The following is a 13,609-nucleotide window of genomic DNA, read 5'->3' on the forward strand; positions in this document are numbered from 1 at the left end:
GATCACCGCGCCGACCTCGGCCGGGCCGCCGTGCAGCCGGCCGGTGACGTGGCCGGGCAGGATCGGGATGGTCAGGGCGAAGGGCAGATAGCCGATCCCGTTCGCCAGCGCGATCAGCAGCGCGTGCCGGAGGGCTCGCTTGTCGGTGGTCTCGATCTCGGGTGCTAACTCGGTTCGCACAGATTCACTCCCTCATGTCCGGGAATGAGCCTAGGCGGGAAAACGTGCACGGAGCTTGTGATCGCCCCAAGTGGCTGTCGCTGTTCCCAACTTGGCCGGTCGTGCTCGAAGGACGCACCCGGGCACCTGCCCCGGCGACCGGTCGCCCGTCCCACCCGGCGCGCCCAACTCGGTTACCGCGCTTAGGTGGTGGCTTCCGACCGGGCGCCGGCCCGGTCGTAGGCTGGAGTACAGTCGATCCCGAGGAGGACATCGGTGTTTCCGGAACAGCGCCCGCGACGGCTTCGGCACACCCCCGCCCTGCGGCGCCTGGTCGCCGAGACCACGGTGGAGCCGCGCCACCTGGTGCTGCCCCTGTTCGTCAAGGAGGGCGCCACCGAGCCGGTCCCGATCGGCTCGATGCCCGGTGTCGTTCAGCACACCCGCGATTCCCTGCGCAAGGCGGTCGTCGAAGCCGTGGAGGCCGGAGTCGGCGGCGTGATCCTCTTCGGGATCCCGCTGGAGTACGACGCGGACGGGTCCCGCGGCCTGGACCCGGACGGCGTGCTCAACGCGGCGCTGCGCGACGTGCGGGCCGAGGTGGGCGACGGGACGGTGATCATCGGCGACGTCTGCATCGACGAGTTCACCGAGCACGGCCACTGCGGGGTGCTCGACGAGCACGGTCGGGTGGACAACGACCGCACGCTGCGGATCTACGCCGAGATGGCCGTGGCGCAGGTCGAGGCCGGGGCGCACGTCGTCGCGCCGAGCGGCATGATGGACGGGCAGGTGGCCGCGATCCGGGCCGCGCTGGACCGGGCGGGCCACGCCGAGGCGGCCGTGCTCGCCTACGCGGTCAAGTACGCGTCCGCCTTCTACGGGCCGTTCCGCGAGGCGGTCGACTCGCAGCTCGTCGGCGACCGCAAGACCTACCAGCAGGACCCGGCCAATGCGCGGGAGGGCCTGCGGGAGGCCCGGCTGGACCTGGCCGAGGGCGCCGACATGATCATGGTGAAGCCGGCCACGGCGTACCTGGACGTCCTCCGGGCGGTCAAGGACATCGCGGAGGTGCCGGTGGCCGCCTACCAGGTCTCCGGCGAGTACGCGATGCTCGAGGCCGCGGCGGCGAACGGCTGGATCGACCGGGACCGCGCGGTGCTGGAGTCGCTCACCGGGATCCGTCGCGCGGGCGCCGACATCGTGCTCACCTACTGGGCGACGGAGGCGGCCGGGTGGCTGAACCGGCGCTGAACCGGCACCGAGCCGGGCGCCGGGCGGAGCGCCGGGCGGGGCGCCGGGCGGGGACGTCGACGAGGCAAATATTCGTAACGTTCATGACAATAAATACGTGGGATCGGGGCGCACCGCGGGCATGATGGCTCCGTGGGCGCTGATCTGTCGCAGCGGCTGGTCCCCGACGGCCTGTGGGACCAGGTCGCGCCGTTGTTGCCGTCGTTCGCGACGCGTCGCCAGGGCGGTGGCACCGCGCCGCTGGACGAGCGGGCCGTGTTCGCCGCGGTGGTGTACGTCCTGACCAGCGGATGCGCGTGGCGGCACCTGCCACCGACCTTCGGGGTCTCGCCGGCCACCGCGCACCGGCGCTTCTCCGCCTGGACGAGGGCGGGGCTGTGGTGTCGGCTGCACCGGGCCGCACCGAACAGGCCGGGTGCTTGCGGTGAGCCGGACTGGACGTCGGCGATCGTCGACGCCGCCTCGGTACGGGTGCGACGGGCCGGCACCGACCGGCCCGGACCGGGCCCCGGACGCGGTCGACCGTAAGGGCCCCGCCGTCCACAGGGATCCGCCGTCCGCACGCGGAACCGTGCCGGGACCCGCGCCGGGCCCCGCGGAGCGATCCGCGGGACCCGGCGCGGTCGATGCCGGTTCAGGGCGCCAGCGTCCTGCTCGCCAGCACCTTCCCCTCGGCGTCGTACGCGGCGAACCGGATGCCGCCGGACGGGTATTCGCTCGGGGTGCCGGACTCCTTGAGGGCGGGCCCCCAGTAGAAGCCGCTGGCGAAGCCCGGGCTCCCGGGGAGCGAGGCGACGGTGGCCCAGTGCGCCTGGCCGTCCACCTCGACGGCCATCGCGGCCACCCGCCCGGGCCCCTTGTACACGAGGTTGTACAGGCCCTCCCGGTTCTGCGGGGGCGATCCGTAGTACTGCATGGTGATCTCGGTCGAGCCCGCCGCCCAGGAGTACCCACCGCACCCCGGACCGGTCTTGTACGCGGGCTCGTCGTGGATGCAGATCTCCTGGTCCTTCAGCTGCATCCACCAGTTCTCGCGGCCCAGCGGCAGTTGCTGGCCCGGCTCCACGACCACGGCCTCGGGCGCCGGCCCGGCCGGCGCCGACAAGGGCTGCGAGGCCGGCGCCACCGCCCGGACCCCGTCCCGCGCCGACAGGACCGCGCCCGTACCGCCCACCACCACGAGCGCGGCCGCGACGGCGGACACCCCCAACGCCACCCGGCGGCCCCGCCGCTGCCGCCGCACGTGGACCTGCACGGTCCCGGCGGACCAGTCCCCCACCGCGAGCCCGTCGGCCTCCTCCCGCAGCGCCCCCCGCACCATGTCCTCGGTGTCCATCACCTGTTGCCTCCGTTCGTGCCCTCGATCGTCGAACCGGACCCCACCGCGTACGAGGCCAGCGCCGGGTGGCCGCGCAGTTTCGCCAGACCCCGGCTGGCCTGGCTCTTCACATTGCCCGCCGAGCAGCCGAGCACCTCGGCGACCTGCTGCTCGCTCATGTCCTCCCAGTAGCGCAGGACGACCACGGCCCGCTGGCGCGGCGGCAGTTCCGCCAGCGCCTGGAGCAGCACCGAGCGCTCCTCGACGTCACGGTGGCCGGTGCCCGCGCTGTGCGCCCGCTCGGGGAGGACGGGCACCAGCAGCTGCCTGACCCGGCGCCGCCGGTGACGGCTCAGGTTGTTGTTCACCAGCGCCCGGTGCACATAGGCGTCCGGCTCGTCCAGCCGGCTGATCCGGGACCAGCTCCGGAACACCTTCGCCAGCGTCGCCTGCACCACGTCCTCGGCCTCGTGGTAGTCGCCCGTCAGCAGGTAGGCGGTACGCACCAGCCGCCGCCAACGCGTGGCGGCGAACCCCTCGAAGCCGAGCTCCCGCACACCGGAACCCTCCCCGGCCGCCGCTCGGGAGGGTGGTCCGGCAGCCGATTCCGCGACCGGCCGGGACCGGTCCTCCACCGGTACGGGTATTGCACTCGCGGTCATCCCATTCCTCTCCGCGATCCGCGCGACGGCCCCACCGGACCGCCACTCCGCCCTACTCACCCCCGCGCGGCCGCAAAGGTTGCACGTCGGCGCCGAATCACCCGGGACACCGCCGGGCAGCCGGGCAGCCGGTCGACGGCGGGCGCGACGGACGGTGGGCCCGCGGTGGACAGCGCGTCGGGGCTGGACCCGGCTCCGGTCCAGTATCGGTGGCACGACCGGTCGACGGCTCAAGGGAAGCACGGCAGGCCGGAATAGGTGCGGCGGCTCCGTCGTTCCCAACAGTCGGTCAGAGGCACGGCGAACCGTCCGCTGTCGGACCCGTACCGCACACTGAGGCCGAACACTCGGCAGACCGAAGGACGATTCCCATGACCGACCGGCCCTTGACGCTGATGGCCGTGCACGCCCACCCCGACGACGAAGCCACCGGTACGGGGGGTGTGCTCGCCCGCTACGCGGCCGAGGGCATCCGCACGGTGCTCGTCACCTGTACCGACGGCGCTTGCGGAGACGGCCCGGGAGGTGTCAAGCCCGGGGAGGCAGGACACGACCCGGCGGCCGTCGCCGCGATGCGCCGTCAGGAGCTCCGGGCCAGCTGCGAGGTGCTCAAGGTCGACCACCTCGAAATGCTCGACTACGGGGACTCCGGGATGATGGGCTGGGCCGCCAACGACGCGCCCGGCTCGTTCTGGACGACGCCGGTGGACGAGGCGGCCGCCCGCCTCGCCGATCTGATCCGGACGTACCGGCCCGACGTGGTCGTGACCTACGACGAGAACGGCTTCTACGGCCACCCCGACCACATCCAGGCCAACCGCATCACGTCGAGGGCGCTGGAGCTGTCCGGCGCGACGCCGAAGGTGTACTGGACGACGGCCCCGCGCTCGATGATGGCGCGCTTCGGTGAGGTCATGCGCGAGCTCGGCGGCGACTGGGAGGAGCCGGGCTCCGAGGAGTCGGAGCTGCCCGAGATCGGCCTCCCGGACGAGGAGATCACCACCTGGGTCGACACCACCGGGTTCGGCGGCCAGAAGTTCGACGCGCTGGCCGCGCACGCCAGCCAGGGCGAGAACATCTTCTTCCTGAAGATGGGCAAGGAGAAGTTCACCGAGCTGATGGGTGTGGAGACCTTCGTCCGGGTCCAGGACACCACCGGCGCCGCGCTCCCCGAGAACGACCTCTTCGCCGGCCTGCGCTGAGCAGTCCCGGGGGCGGGCGAACCCGCGGGAACCCCGGCGGCGGAGAAACCCGGTGGCGCAGGGCGGCTACGGCCCGCGCCACCGGTCGGGGCGGTGACGCGAGGACCTGCGGTGTGTCGTCGCAGTGGGGGTGGTGACGGGCGCTGTCGGAGCGCTCGTCATAATTACTCCGCCTGCAACCCACGCAGGCCGTTCCGCCCCCGCCGGGTCCGTGCCCGCCGGATCGGACTCCCGTCCCCACCCCCGAAGGACCGCATCGTGCGCCCCACTCGCGCCAAGGGCCTGCTCGCCGCAGGACTCGTCACCGTGCTCGGTGGCCTTCCCGCCGCAACGGCTTCCGCCGCCACCGCCGGACCGGCCAGCTCGAACGACGAGGCGCCCGGGGTACTGCGGGTCGACGCCGGGGACCCGGCCTGCTCGGACGCCGCCACGGGAACGGCGGCGAAGCCGTTCTGCTCCGTCACCGCGGCCGCCGCGGCGGCGCTGCCGGGGCAGACGGTCCAGGTGACCCGGTCCTCGAACGGCTCCGGGGCCGTGGTCACGAAGTCCGGCGAGCCCGGTCGGCCCATCACCATCAAGGGCGCGGTGGGCGGCGATGTACGGCTGTCCGGTGTGCACGACGTCGTCCTGCAGTCGACGACCGCGCGGGAGATCCAGGTCACCGGGTCCAACCGGGTCACCGTGACCCGCGCCGATGCCTTCGGGATCAAGGTCACCGACTCCCCCGGAACGACCCTGACCAACAACACGCTCGCCGACAGCTGCACGGCCGGCATCGAGCTGGCCGGCGACTCCGCCGGCTCCAACCTCTTCAACAACCTGGTGCTCAACCACTTCTCGCCCGCCGCGCCGTTCAGCTGCCCGAACCCCGCAGGCGCGGAGATCGTGGTCTCCGCGCTGTCGGCGAAGGACACCCGGGCCGGCTCCAACACCGTCGCGCCGTACTGGACGAACTTCAGCAACGGCACGCCGTACCTCTGGGCCGGCACCGCGCACTCCACGCCCGAGTCCCTCTCTGCCGCGACGGACGGCCGGGCCGGCACCCACGACCACGTGCTGCCGCGCTGGCAGGACGGCAACGCCGCGAACAGCGAGGTCGTCGACTCCGCCGACGAGAACGCGCCGGGCTTCGTGCCGGCCGCGCACCCGGCCGACGACCCGTCCCGCCCGAACCTCGGCACCGGCCTCGGCTACCACGACCGTGGCGCGAGCGAGCGCCAGGAGCCCATCACCACCGCCCAGTTGGCGGCCGACCAGCAGCGGGCCCCCTACGGCACCGAGATCACGCTGACGGCGACCACCGGCCCGGAGACGGCCCACTGGCCGACCTCCGTGATGAGCTACCACTACGACTTCGGCGACGGCACCCCCTCGGTCGCCTCGAACTCCCCGTCCGTCAAGCACGTCTACACCAAGGCGGGCACCTTCTACGCGAACGTCACCGTGGACACCGGCGGCGGCCAGCCGTTCACCGGCCGCTACGCGGTGCAGGTGCAGAGCACCGTCCCGGGTCCGCTGACCACCCGCGCCACCGTCCAGCAGGTCGTTCCGGACCAGTTCGACACCTCCGACGCCCCGCCGCTGGGCGTGCGGCTCGACCCGTCGACGACCTCCTCGCCGTGGCCGGTCGCCAAGGTCGTGGTGGACTACGGCGACGGCTCCCCCGCCGTCACCCGGAACACCCTGGACCCGGTCGTCCACGGGTACGCCTCGCCGGGCGACTACACGGTCACGGTGACGGTCACCGACAGCACCGGCCGCACCAGCACCGCCGCCTACCCCTTCCGGGCCGCGTACGCCCCGACCGGATTCCTGCGCACGCAGCCGTACCGGCTCGCCGACACCCGCGAGAACGCGAACCTCGACCTCACGGGCGGCCGCGAGGTGCCGTTCACCCTGCCGACCGGCACCGCGCCCGGGGCGAACGGCGTGCCGGGCAACGTCTCCACGGTCGTCCTGAACGTGACCGTCACCGAGGCCACCGAGGACACCCACCTCACCGTCTGGCCGACCGGCCAGCCCCGCCCGACCACCTCGAACGTCAACGTGGCCGCGGGCCGCACCTCGTCCAACCTCGTCACCGTGCCGATCGGCGACGCCAAGCGGATCAGCACCATGCTGAACGCCGGTCGCGCCGAGGTCATCGTCGACGTCGTCGGCTTCTACCGCCCCAACGGCGGCGACCTGTTCACCCCGCTGTCGCCGAACCGGCTGGTGGACACCCGCGACAGCTCCGCGCTCGGCTCGGGCGAGACCCGCGCGGTGAAGGTCGCGGGCGTCGGCGGCGTCCCGGCCGACGCCACCTCCGTGGTGCTCAACCTGACCAGCACCGAGACCTCGGTCGACACCCACCTCAAGGTGTACCCGGGCGGCGGGACCAAGCCGGTCAGCTCCAACCTGAACCCGGAGCCCGGCAAGGACAAGTCCAACCAGGTCGTCGTCCCGGTCGGTCCGGACGGCACCGTCAACGTGTACAACAACGCCGGTTCGACCCACGTCATCCTCGACGTCTTCGGGTACTACGCCCCGAACGGCAAGGCCAAGTTCACGCCGACCGTGCCCGTGCGCCTGACCGACACCCGCACCACGCCGTTCGCCAAGCCCGGCCCGGACAGCACCACCGTCGTCGGCGGCATCCCGGCCGGCGCCCGGGCGGCCGTCCTGAACGTCACGTCCCCAACACCACCGACGACAGCTACCTCACCGTGCACGCCCACGGCGCCCCGCGCCCCGGCACCAGCAACCTCAACCTGCTGGCCGGCCGGACCGTGCCCAACCACGTCACCACCCCGGTCGGCGCCGACGGCAAGGTCGACGTCTACAACCATGTCGGCAGCACCGACATCATCGCCGACCTGTTCGGCTACTTCACCGACGCCTGGCCCCAGGGCTGACGGCACGCGGCGTGATCAGCGGCGGGGCGGCAACCGGAAGGCGACCGTCCCGCGCCGCCGTCATCGCCGGAGAGCGCCACAGCTGGTCCACCGGGAACGTCCGGGGCCCCGGCAGGTCGGCGCGGCACGGCTCAGGCTCCGCCCTCGCGTCCGCTCGGCAGCGGCTGCTCCTGGTCCTGGTCCTCCGCGGCGACCTCGGCCTGCACGCCCCGGCGGAGGCCGACGATCGCCACCAGCGCCGCCACGGCCATGATGGCAGCCATCCAGTGGAAGACCGTCTGGGTGGCGTGGGCGAAGTCCTCCCGGAAGAACTGCGGGACGGCCGCGGCGCCCCCGCTCCCGCCGCTCTGCGTCTGGACCTGGGAGAGGTGGGCGGCCGTGGCTTCCGCCTGGTCGTGCGGCAGGCCCTGGGCGACCAGGGAGTCGGTCAGCCGGGTCCGCAGGTCGGTGACCAGGACGGTCCCCAGCACCGCCAGCCCCAGGCCGGCGGCGTAGTTGCGAACCGTCTGGGTGATGCCGGTCGCCTCGCCGTAGGACAACCGGGAGGCCCGGTTGACCGCGTCCGTGCTGGCGGGCGAGAGCATGAAGCCCATGCCCGCGCCCGCCAGCACGACGTCCCACTGCTGCTCGCCGAAGCTCAACGAGGTCACGTCGCCCGCCCACAGGTGGAACCCGACCGCGGCCAGGACGCACCCGATCACCACCGGGCGTTTGGCGCCGCCACGGTCGAGCATCCGGCCGCCGATCTGCGAGGCGATCACGAAGCCGATGAAGAAGTACAGCAGGAAGACGCCGGCCTCCGAGGAGGAGTCGCCCAGCGCGATCTGCGCGTACTCGCTGGAGAAGAAGAACACCGGGACGAAGACCAGCATCGAGATGCCGAGCACCAGGTTCTGCACCGAGAACGCGCGGATGCGGAAGATGTCCACCTGGATCAGCGGCGAGGCGGTGCGCTTCTCGACGAGCACGAAGACGACCAGCAGCACGACTCCGGCCGCGATGCAGAGCCCGATCGCCGGGTTGGACCAGCCCCAGACCTGCGACTGCTGGAACCCGAAGACGCTCAACGCGACACCGCCGGCGATCAGGGCCAGGCCCCGGTAGTCCATGGGCGCCGGGCGGATCTCCGTCACCGGCTTGGAGATCGCGACCAGCACCAGCGCGACGGCGGCCACCGGCAGGTTCACCCAGAAGATGGCACGCCAGGTCCACTCGGTCAGGTAGCCGCCGAGGACCGGTCCGATCGCGGTCAGACCGCCCGCGATGCCGAAGAACAGGGCCAGCGCCCGCCCCCGCTCGCGCAGCGCGAAGCTCTGCACCACGATCGCCAGTGCCGCCGGGAACATGATGGCGCCGCCGAAGCCCTGGACGGCGCGGAAGGTGATCAGCCACGCCTCGGCCAGGCTCCCGGTGGGGGTGAGGCCGCAGCAGGCCGAGGCGCCCGCGAAGACCAGCACCCCGAGCACCACCATCCTGCGGTGGCCGACGGTGTCGGCGAGTCGGCCGCCGAAGGCGAAAAACGCCGCCAGCGTGAGCAGGTAGGCGTTGACCGCCCACTGCACGCCCGTACTGGTCAGCTTCAGCTCGTACTGGATGTTCGGCACGGCGATCGACACGATGGTCTGGTCGATGAAGGTCATCGCGACGGCGAAGATCATCGCCGCCAGCACCAGATAGCGCGAGGATCCGCCGGCGGGAGCAGTGGCCATCGCTGTGCCTCCGGGGTGCGTCCGCACGTCGGCTGCTGGCAGGCCACCTGTGGGGCGGGCCGTTCGTGGCCGAACGGGCCCGGATTCCTGCCGTTGGTTCGGCGACTCCCATGCTAGCGACCGGCCCGGGGCGACGCCTGCCGGACCAGGACCGGTGCGGTCAGTGATCCGTGAGCGCGCCCGGCATGCTCCGCCGGCGGTGGTCGCGCGGTGTCAGCCCGTACGCCTCGCGGAAGGCCCGGCCGAACGCGGACGCGTTCGCGAAACCCCAGCGCGCGGCGAGGTCCCGCACCGAGTGGTGGGCCAGCTCCGGCCGGGCGAGGTCGGCACGGCAGCGTTCGAGGCGGCGACGGCGGATCAGCCTGCTGACGCTCTCCTCCTCGTGCTGGAACAGCAGGTGCAACGAGCGCACGGAGATGTGGTGCCGCTCGGCGATCGTGCCGGGCGCGAGGTCGGGGTCGTCGAGGTTGTGCTGCTCGGCCAGGCAAACGGCGGCGAGGTCCCGGGCGATCGCGCCCAGCCGCCCCAGCTCCTCCGGCCCGCACTCGGCGGCGTGCTCGCCCAGGGAGGTGAGGAACCGGACCAGGATCGCCCCCGTCCCGCGCTGGGCGGGGATCCGCCGGGCGAGCAGCCGGTCGGCCTTGTCGGGGTTGATCGGGAGCTCCGTCCGGGGGATGTGCAGGACGAGGCGGCGACTGCCCCCGTACTCGTCCCGCGCCCCGGCCTCGAACGGCCGCGAGGTGTCCCGGAGCACCAGCTCGCCACTGGCCGGCCCGGAGTCGGTGCCGCGCCGGGAGATCCACATCGGGTTCGCCCCGTCGACCAGCGCCAGCTGGTACTGCTCGGGATCGCAGTGCCGGGTCAGCGCCGCCGACCGGCGCGAACGCAGCGCGGGGCGGGTGTGGATCGACACCCCGACCGGACCGAGGCTCAGGAAGGCCGCCTCCGCCTCGAAGTCACCGGCCTGCGGACGAACCAGTGCGCCGCCGGCACCCCGGCACCGGACATCGTCGACCACACGTACTGACCCCCCGTCATCTCGACCACGCACGGCGGCCGAACCCTCGTTCAGTGTAGTTTCCGCACGTCACCGGCCCGTCCCTGACCCGTCGTCCGCTCGCGGCGCTACGGACGTGCCGGTACGGCAGGTTCTGCTGCCTGCACGCTTCACGTCCTCCCCCCTGTCGAACGAACGCTTGTCACGCTACCCGCCGCACAATGGTCCGATGAAAGACATTTTCGCCGCTCCCGGTCCCGTCGTCCTCGGTGTGGACGACCTGCGGCCGCTCCCCCGGGCGACGCGGATCGCCCGCACCAGCCAGGAGGGTGTCCGGCTCCTGGAGGAGCACCGCGACAGCTACGTGGACGAGCTGTGGCTCGACCACGATCTCGGCGGCGACGACACCGTCATGCCGGTGGTGACCCTGCTGGAACAGGCCGCCTTCGACGGACGGCCGTTCCGGATCGGTGAGGTGCTCGTCCACAGCGCCAACCCCGTGGCGCCGCAACCATGGTCCGGTCGCTCGAGCGCTGGGGCTACCGCGTCCGGCGGGCGTCGGCCGAGGGACAGTCCGGCGGGTCCTGACGAGCTGCACGGCTCGGTACGGCGTCGGCTGCCGGGCGCCCGGATCCTCGCGGACGGGTGCCCGTGAAGGTGCAAACGCGCTGATGAGAGGATCGCGGGGGCGACCGCCGGTCGCCGCCGTCCGGCCCCGCGGGGGCCTTACGGACGCGACAGCAGGACACCAGGAGCAGGGGCACATCGTGCGGGGGCGCAGTACGGAGCAGGAGCAGATCGGCCGACTGCTGGCGGACGGCCGCCGGGGGAACAGCGGCGCGCTGCTGCTCCACGGTGAGGCGGGGATCGGCAAGAGCGCCCTGCTCGACTGGGCCGCCGGGCAGGCCGGGGGTGCCCGGGTACTGCGGGTGGAGGGCATCGAGTCGGAGATGGAGCTCGCCTACGGCGGCCTCCACCAGTTGTTCCTGCCCGTGCTGGACCTCGTCGACGGCCTGCCGCCGGCGCAGGCCGCCGCCCTGCGGGCCGTGTTCGGGCTCACCGCCGACGAGGTGCGGGACAGTTTCACCGTCGGCCTCGCGGTCCTCACCATGCTGTCGGAGGCCGCCACCGACGGGCCGCTGCTCTGCCTGGTCGACGACGCGCAGTGGGTGGACCAGCCGTCGGTGGACATGCTGACCTTCGCCGCGCGCCGGCTGCGCGCGGAGGGTGTCGTGATGCTCTTCGCCGTCCGCGACGGGGCGCCGGGCGCCACCGTGAAGGGCCTGCCGGGGCTGCTCGTCGAGGGTCTGGACCGGACGGCCGCCGCCGAACTGCTCACCGGGCTGCCCCCGTACGTCGCCGATCGCGTGCTGGAGGAGGCCGGGGGCAATCCGCTGGCGCTGAGCGAGCTGTCCGCCGCCCTGACGCCCGCCCAGCGCGCCGGTCGGCTGGGCCCGCTGGCGCTGCCCGAGACGGCCGCCGCACTGCGCGGCCGGATCCAGGACGGCTTCCTGGAGCAGGTCGGGCGGCTGCCGGAGGCCGCGCGGCTGGTGCTGCTGGTCGCGGCCGCCGACGACACCGGGAGCCTCGGCACAGTGCTGGCGGCCGCCCGGGAGCTCGGTGCGGGCGTGGAGGACCTCGAACCCGCCGAGCGGGCCGGGCTGGTGGTCCTCTCCGGCGAACTGGTGCGCTTCCGGCACCCGCTGGTCCGGTACGCCACCTACCGGAGTGCCCCGCTCGGCCGCCGGATCGCCGCCCACCGGGCGCTCGCCGGGGCGCTGGGCGAGGCCGGCCAGCCGCACCGGCGGGCCTGGCACCTGGCCGCCGCGGCGACCGGCCCGGACGAGGCGGTCGCCGAGGAGCTGGAGCGGGTCGCCGAGTGGGCCGGGAACCGGCAGGCGATGGCGTCCGCCTCCGCGGCGTACGAGCGCGCCGCCCAGCTGACCGCGGACCGGGACCTGCGGGCCCGGCGCCTGGTCCAGGCCGCCCGGAAGGCCGCCGACGCGGGTCAGGACGAGCGCTGCGGTGCCCTCGCCGACCAGGTGCCGATGCCGCTGGCGGACCAGGAGGTGGCGGCGAACTTCGCCCGGGCCAGGGCGGTGGTCGAGCTCGGCTACCGCAGCCCGGCGGCGGCCGCCCGGATCCTGCTCGACAGCGCCGACGCGACCGGGGCCGCGCACCCGGAGGCGACGGCCTCGCTGCTCGTCGACGCCGTCCACGCGGCCTACTCGGGCGGGGACGCGGCGCTGATGGCGGAGGTCGCGTCCCGCGCCCCCGAGCTGCCCGTGCTCGCCGTGCCCGCCCGGCTGTTCGGGGACGACGTGCCCGGCGCGCTCACCGCGCTGCGGCCGCTGGTGGCGGCCACGGACGAAGCGGACACGGGTGTGATGGAGCGCCTGCTGACCGGCATCCACTGCCTGCTGACGGGCGACCACCCGACCGCCCGCCGGGTGGCGCTCGGTGCCGTCGCCCACTGCCGGGACCAGGGCATCAGCGGCTGGCTCCCCACCACCCTCGACCTGCTGGTCCGCGCGGAGCTGGCGCTGGGCCACCACGAGGAGGCGACGGCCCGGGGCACCGAGGCGCTCCGGCTGGCCGAGTACTACGACCTCGCCCACCGGGCCTCCCACCTGCGCGCCGCCCTGGCGCTGCCGGCCGCCGCCCGGGGCGAGGAGGACCAGGTCCGGGCCCTGACCGAGGAGGCCCTCGGGTACGCGCGGCCGCGCGGCGTGGGCCGCGCCGCGGCGGACGCGCTCTGGGCCCGGGGTCTGCTCGAACTGGGCCTGGGCCGGGCGGCCTGGGCCGGGCGCAGGCCGCCCTCGACGAACTGGCGGCGGCCCGGCAGGAGCTCGGCCATCCGCTGCTCTGCCTGCCGCTGCTGCCGGACCTGGTGGAGGCGGCGGTCCGGGCGGGCCGCCCGGAGCGGGCGGCGCAGGCGGCGGGTGTGCTCGACGAATGGGCCGGCGCGCTGGACCGGCCCGCGCTCGGCGCCCTGGCCGCCCGGTGCCGGGCGCTGACCGGCCCCGACGGTACGGCCGAGCAGCACTTCACCGCGGCGCTCGCCCTGCACGGGGACGGGAACGCGGACAGGAACGGGACCGGGAACGGGACCGGGACCGGGACCGGGGACGGGACCGGGGACGGGAACGCGTTCGACCGGGCCCGCACCGCGTTGCTGTACGGGGAGTGGCTGCGCCGTCTGCGCCGGCAGCTCGACGCCCGGGAGCAGTTGCGCGCCGCGCTGGACGGCTTCGAGGCGCTCGGCGCGCGGCCCTGGGCCGAGCGGGCCAGGTCGGAGCTGGGCGCGGCCGGCGGGGAGACCGTGCTGACCGCCCGGCAGGACGGGCCGATCAGCCTGCTCAGCCCGCAGGAGCGGGAGGTGGTCCGGCTGGCCGCCACCGGGGCGAGCAACCG

10 protein-coding genes and 2 pseudogenes are annotated in these 13,609 nt (G+C 73.8%); 7 read left to right on the forward strand and 5 right to left on the reverse strand.

Annotated features, from left to right (window positions below; translation table 11 throughout):
• Nucleotides 1–180 (reverse strand): hypothetical protein (locus tag VR45_RS31490; protein ID WP_045943290.1); only part of this gene is annotated, 180 nt, incomplete at its 3' end.
• Between the two features lie 255 nt (nt 181–435).
• On the opposite strand from VR45_RS31490, the gene hemB reads away from it, so the two are divergent.
• Entirely contained in the window at nt 436–1,413 is a 978-nt protein-coding gene (gene hemB / locus VR45_RS31495) for a porphobilinogen synthase (protein ID WP_045943291.1), read from the forward strand.
• 132 nt (nt 1,414–1,545) lie between these two features.
• Nucleotides 1,546–1,941: a transposase gene (locus tag VR45_RS31500; RefSeq protein ID WP_045943292.1), complete on the forward strand. Its 396-nt coding sequence runs from the start codon at nt 1,546–1,548 to the stop codon at nt 1,939–1,941.
• A gap of 106 nt (nt 1,942–2,047) precedes the next feature.
• On the opposite strand, the gene VR45_RS31505 is transcribed toward VR45_RS31500, so the two are convergent.
• Nucleotides 2,048–2,752, reverse strand: a complete 705-nt coding sequence (locus tag VR45_RS31505; protein WP_159394419.1) for a hypothetical protein — start codon at nt 2,750–2,752, stop codon at nt 2,048–2,050.
• Nucleotides 2,749–3,288, reverse strand: a complete 540-nt coding sequence (locus VR45_RS31510; protein WP_045943294.1) for a SigE family RNA polymerase sigma factor — start codon at nt 3,286–3,288, stop codon at nt 2,749–2,751. Before VR45_RS31510 ends, VR45_RS31505 begins: the two co-directional genes overlap by 4 nt.
• A 476-nt stretch (nt 3,289–3,764) precedes the next feature.
• Here VR45_RS31510 and VR45_RS31515 point away from each other — a divergent pair, with 476 nt between their 5' ends.
• The gene (locus VR45_RS31515; protein WP_045943295.1) at nt 3,765–4,595 is read left to right on the forward strand and encodes a PIG-L family deacetylase; all 831 of its coding nucleotides are present in this window, start codon (nt 3,765–3,767) and stop codon (nt 4,593–4,595) included.
• Between the two features lie 1,131 nt (nt 4,596–5,726).
• A pseudogene (locus VR45_RS49280) lies at nt 5,727–6,350 on the forward strand (PKD domain-containing protein); the annotation flags it as partial.
• 1,270 nt (nt 6,351–7,620) lie between these two features.
• Here VR45_RS49280 and VR45_RS31525 read toward each other — a convergent pair.
• Both VR45_RS31525 and VR45_RS31530 read right to left on the reverse strand, forming a co-directional pair.
• Nucleotides 7,621–9,198, reverse strand: coding sequence for an MFS transporter (locus VR45_RS31525; protein WP_045943296.1), 1,578 nt, complete (start codon nt 9,196–9,198; stop codon nt 7,621–7,623).
• A gap of 160 nt (nt 9,199–9,358) precedes the next feature.
• Nucleotides 9,359–10,216 carry a helix-turn-helix domain-containing protein gene (locus VR45_RS31530; RefSeq protein ID WP_052709516.1) on the reverse strand — a complete coding sequence of 286 codons (858 nt, stop codon included), beginning with the start codon at nt 10,214–10,216 and terminating at the stop codon, nt 9,359–9,361.
• 208 nt (nt 10,217–10,424) lie between these two features.
• On the opposite strand from VR45_RS31530, the gene VR45_RS31535 reads away from it, so the two are divergent.
• From VR45_RS31535 to VR45_RS47365, 3 genes and pseudogenes are all read left to right on the forward strand, one after another.
• Entirely contained in the window at nt 10,425–10,850 is a 426-nt protein-coding gene (locus VR45_RS31535) for a cyclic-phosphate processing receiver domain-containing protein (RefSeq protein WP_234326351.1), read from the forward strand.
• A 112-nt stretch (nt 10,851–10,962) separates the two neighbouring features.
• A complete protein-coding gene (locus VR45_RS31540; RefSeq protein ID WP_052709517.1) occupies nt 10,963–13,212 on the forward strand; it encodes an AAA family ATPase in 2,250 nt (749 codons plus the stop codon).
• Nucleotides 13,140–13,609, forward strand: a pseudogene (locus tag VR45_RS47365) (hypothetical protein); the annotation flags it as partial. The gene VR45_RS31540 and the pseudogene VR45_RS47365, both read left to right, overlap by 73 nt.

This window comes from Streptomyces sp. NRRL S-495 (assembly GCF_000966955.1).
Taxonomy (GTDB): Bacteria; Actinomycetota; Actinomycetes; order Streptomycetales; family Streptomycetaceae; genus Kitasatospora; species Kitasatospora purpeofusca.

Excerpts from the sequence above, each read along its gene's own strand:
- VR45_RS31535 (WP_234326351.1), top strand. The coding sequence starts at position 10,425 with ATGAAAGACATTTTCGCCGCTCCCGGTCCCGTCGTCCTCGGTGTGGAC.
- VR45_RS31525 (WP_045943296.1), bottom strand. The coding sequence starts at position 9,198 with ATGGCCACTGCTCCCGCCGGCGGATCCTCGCGCTATCTGGTGCTGGCG.
- VR45_RS31515 (WP_045943295.1), top strand. The coding sequence starts at position 3,765 with ATGACCGACCGGCCCTTGACGCTGATGGCCGTGCACGCCCACCCCGAC.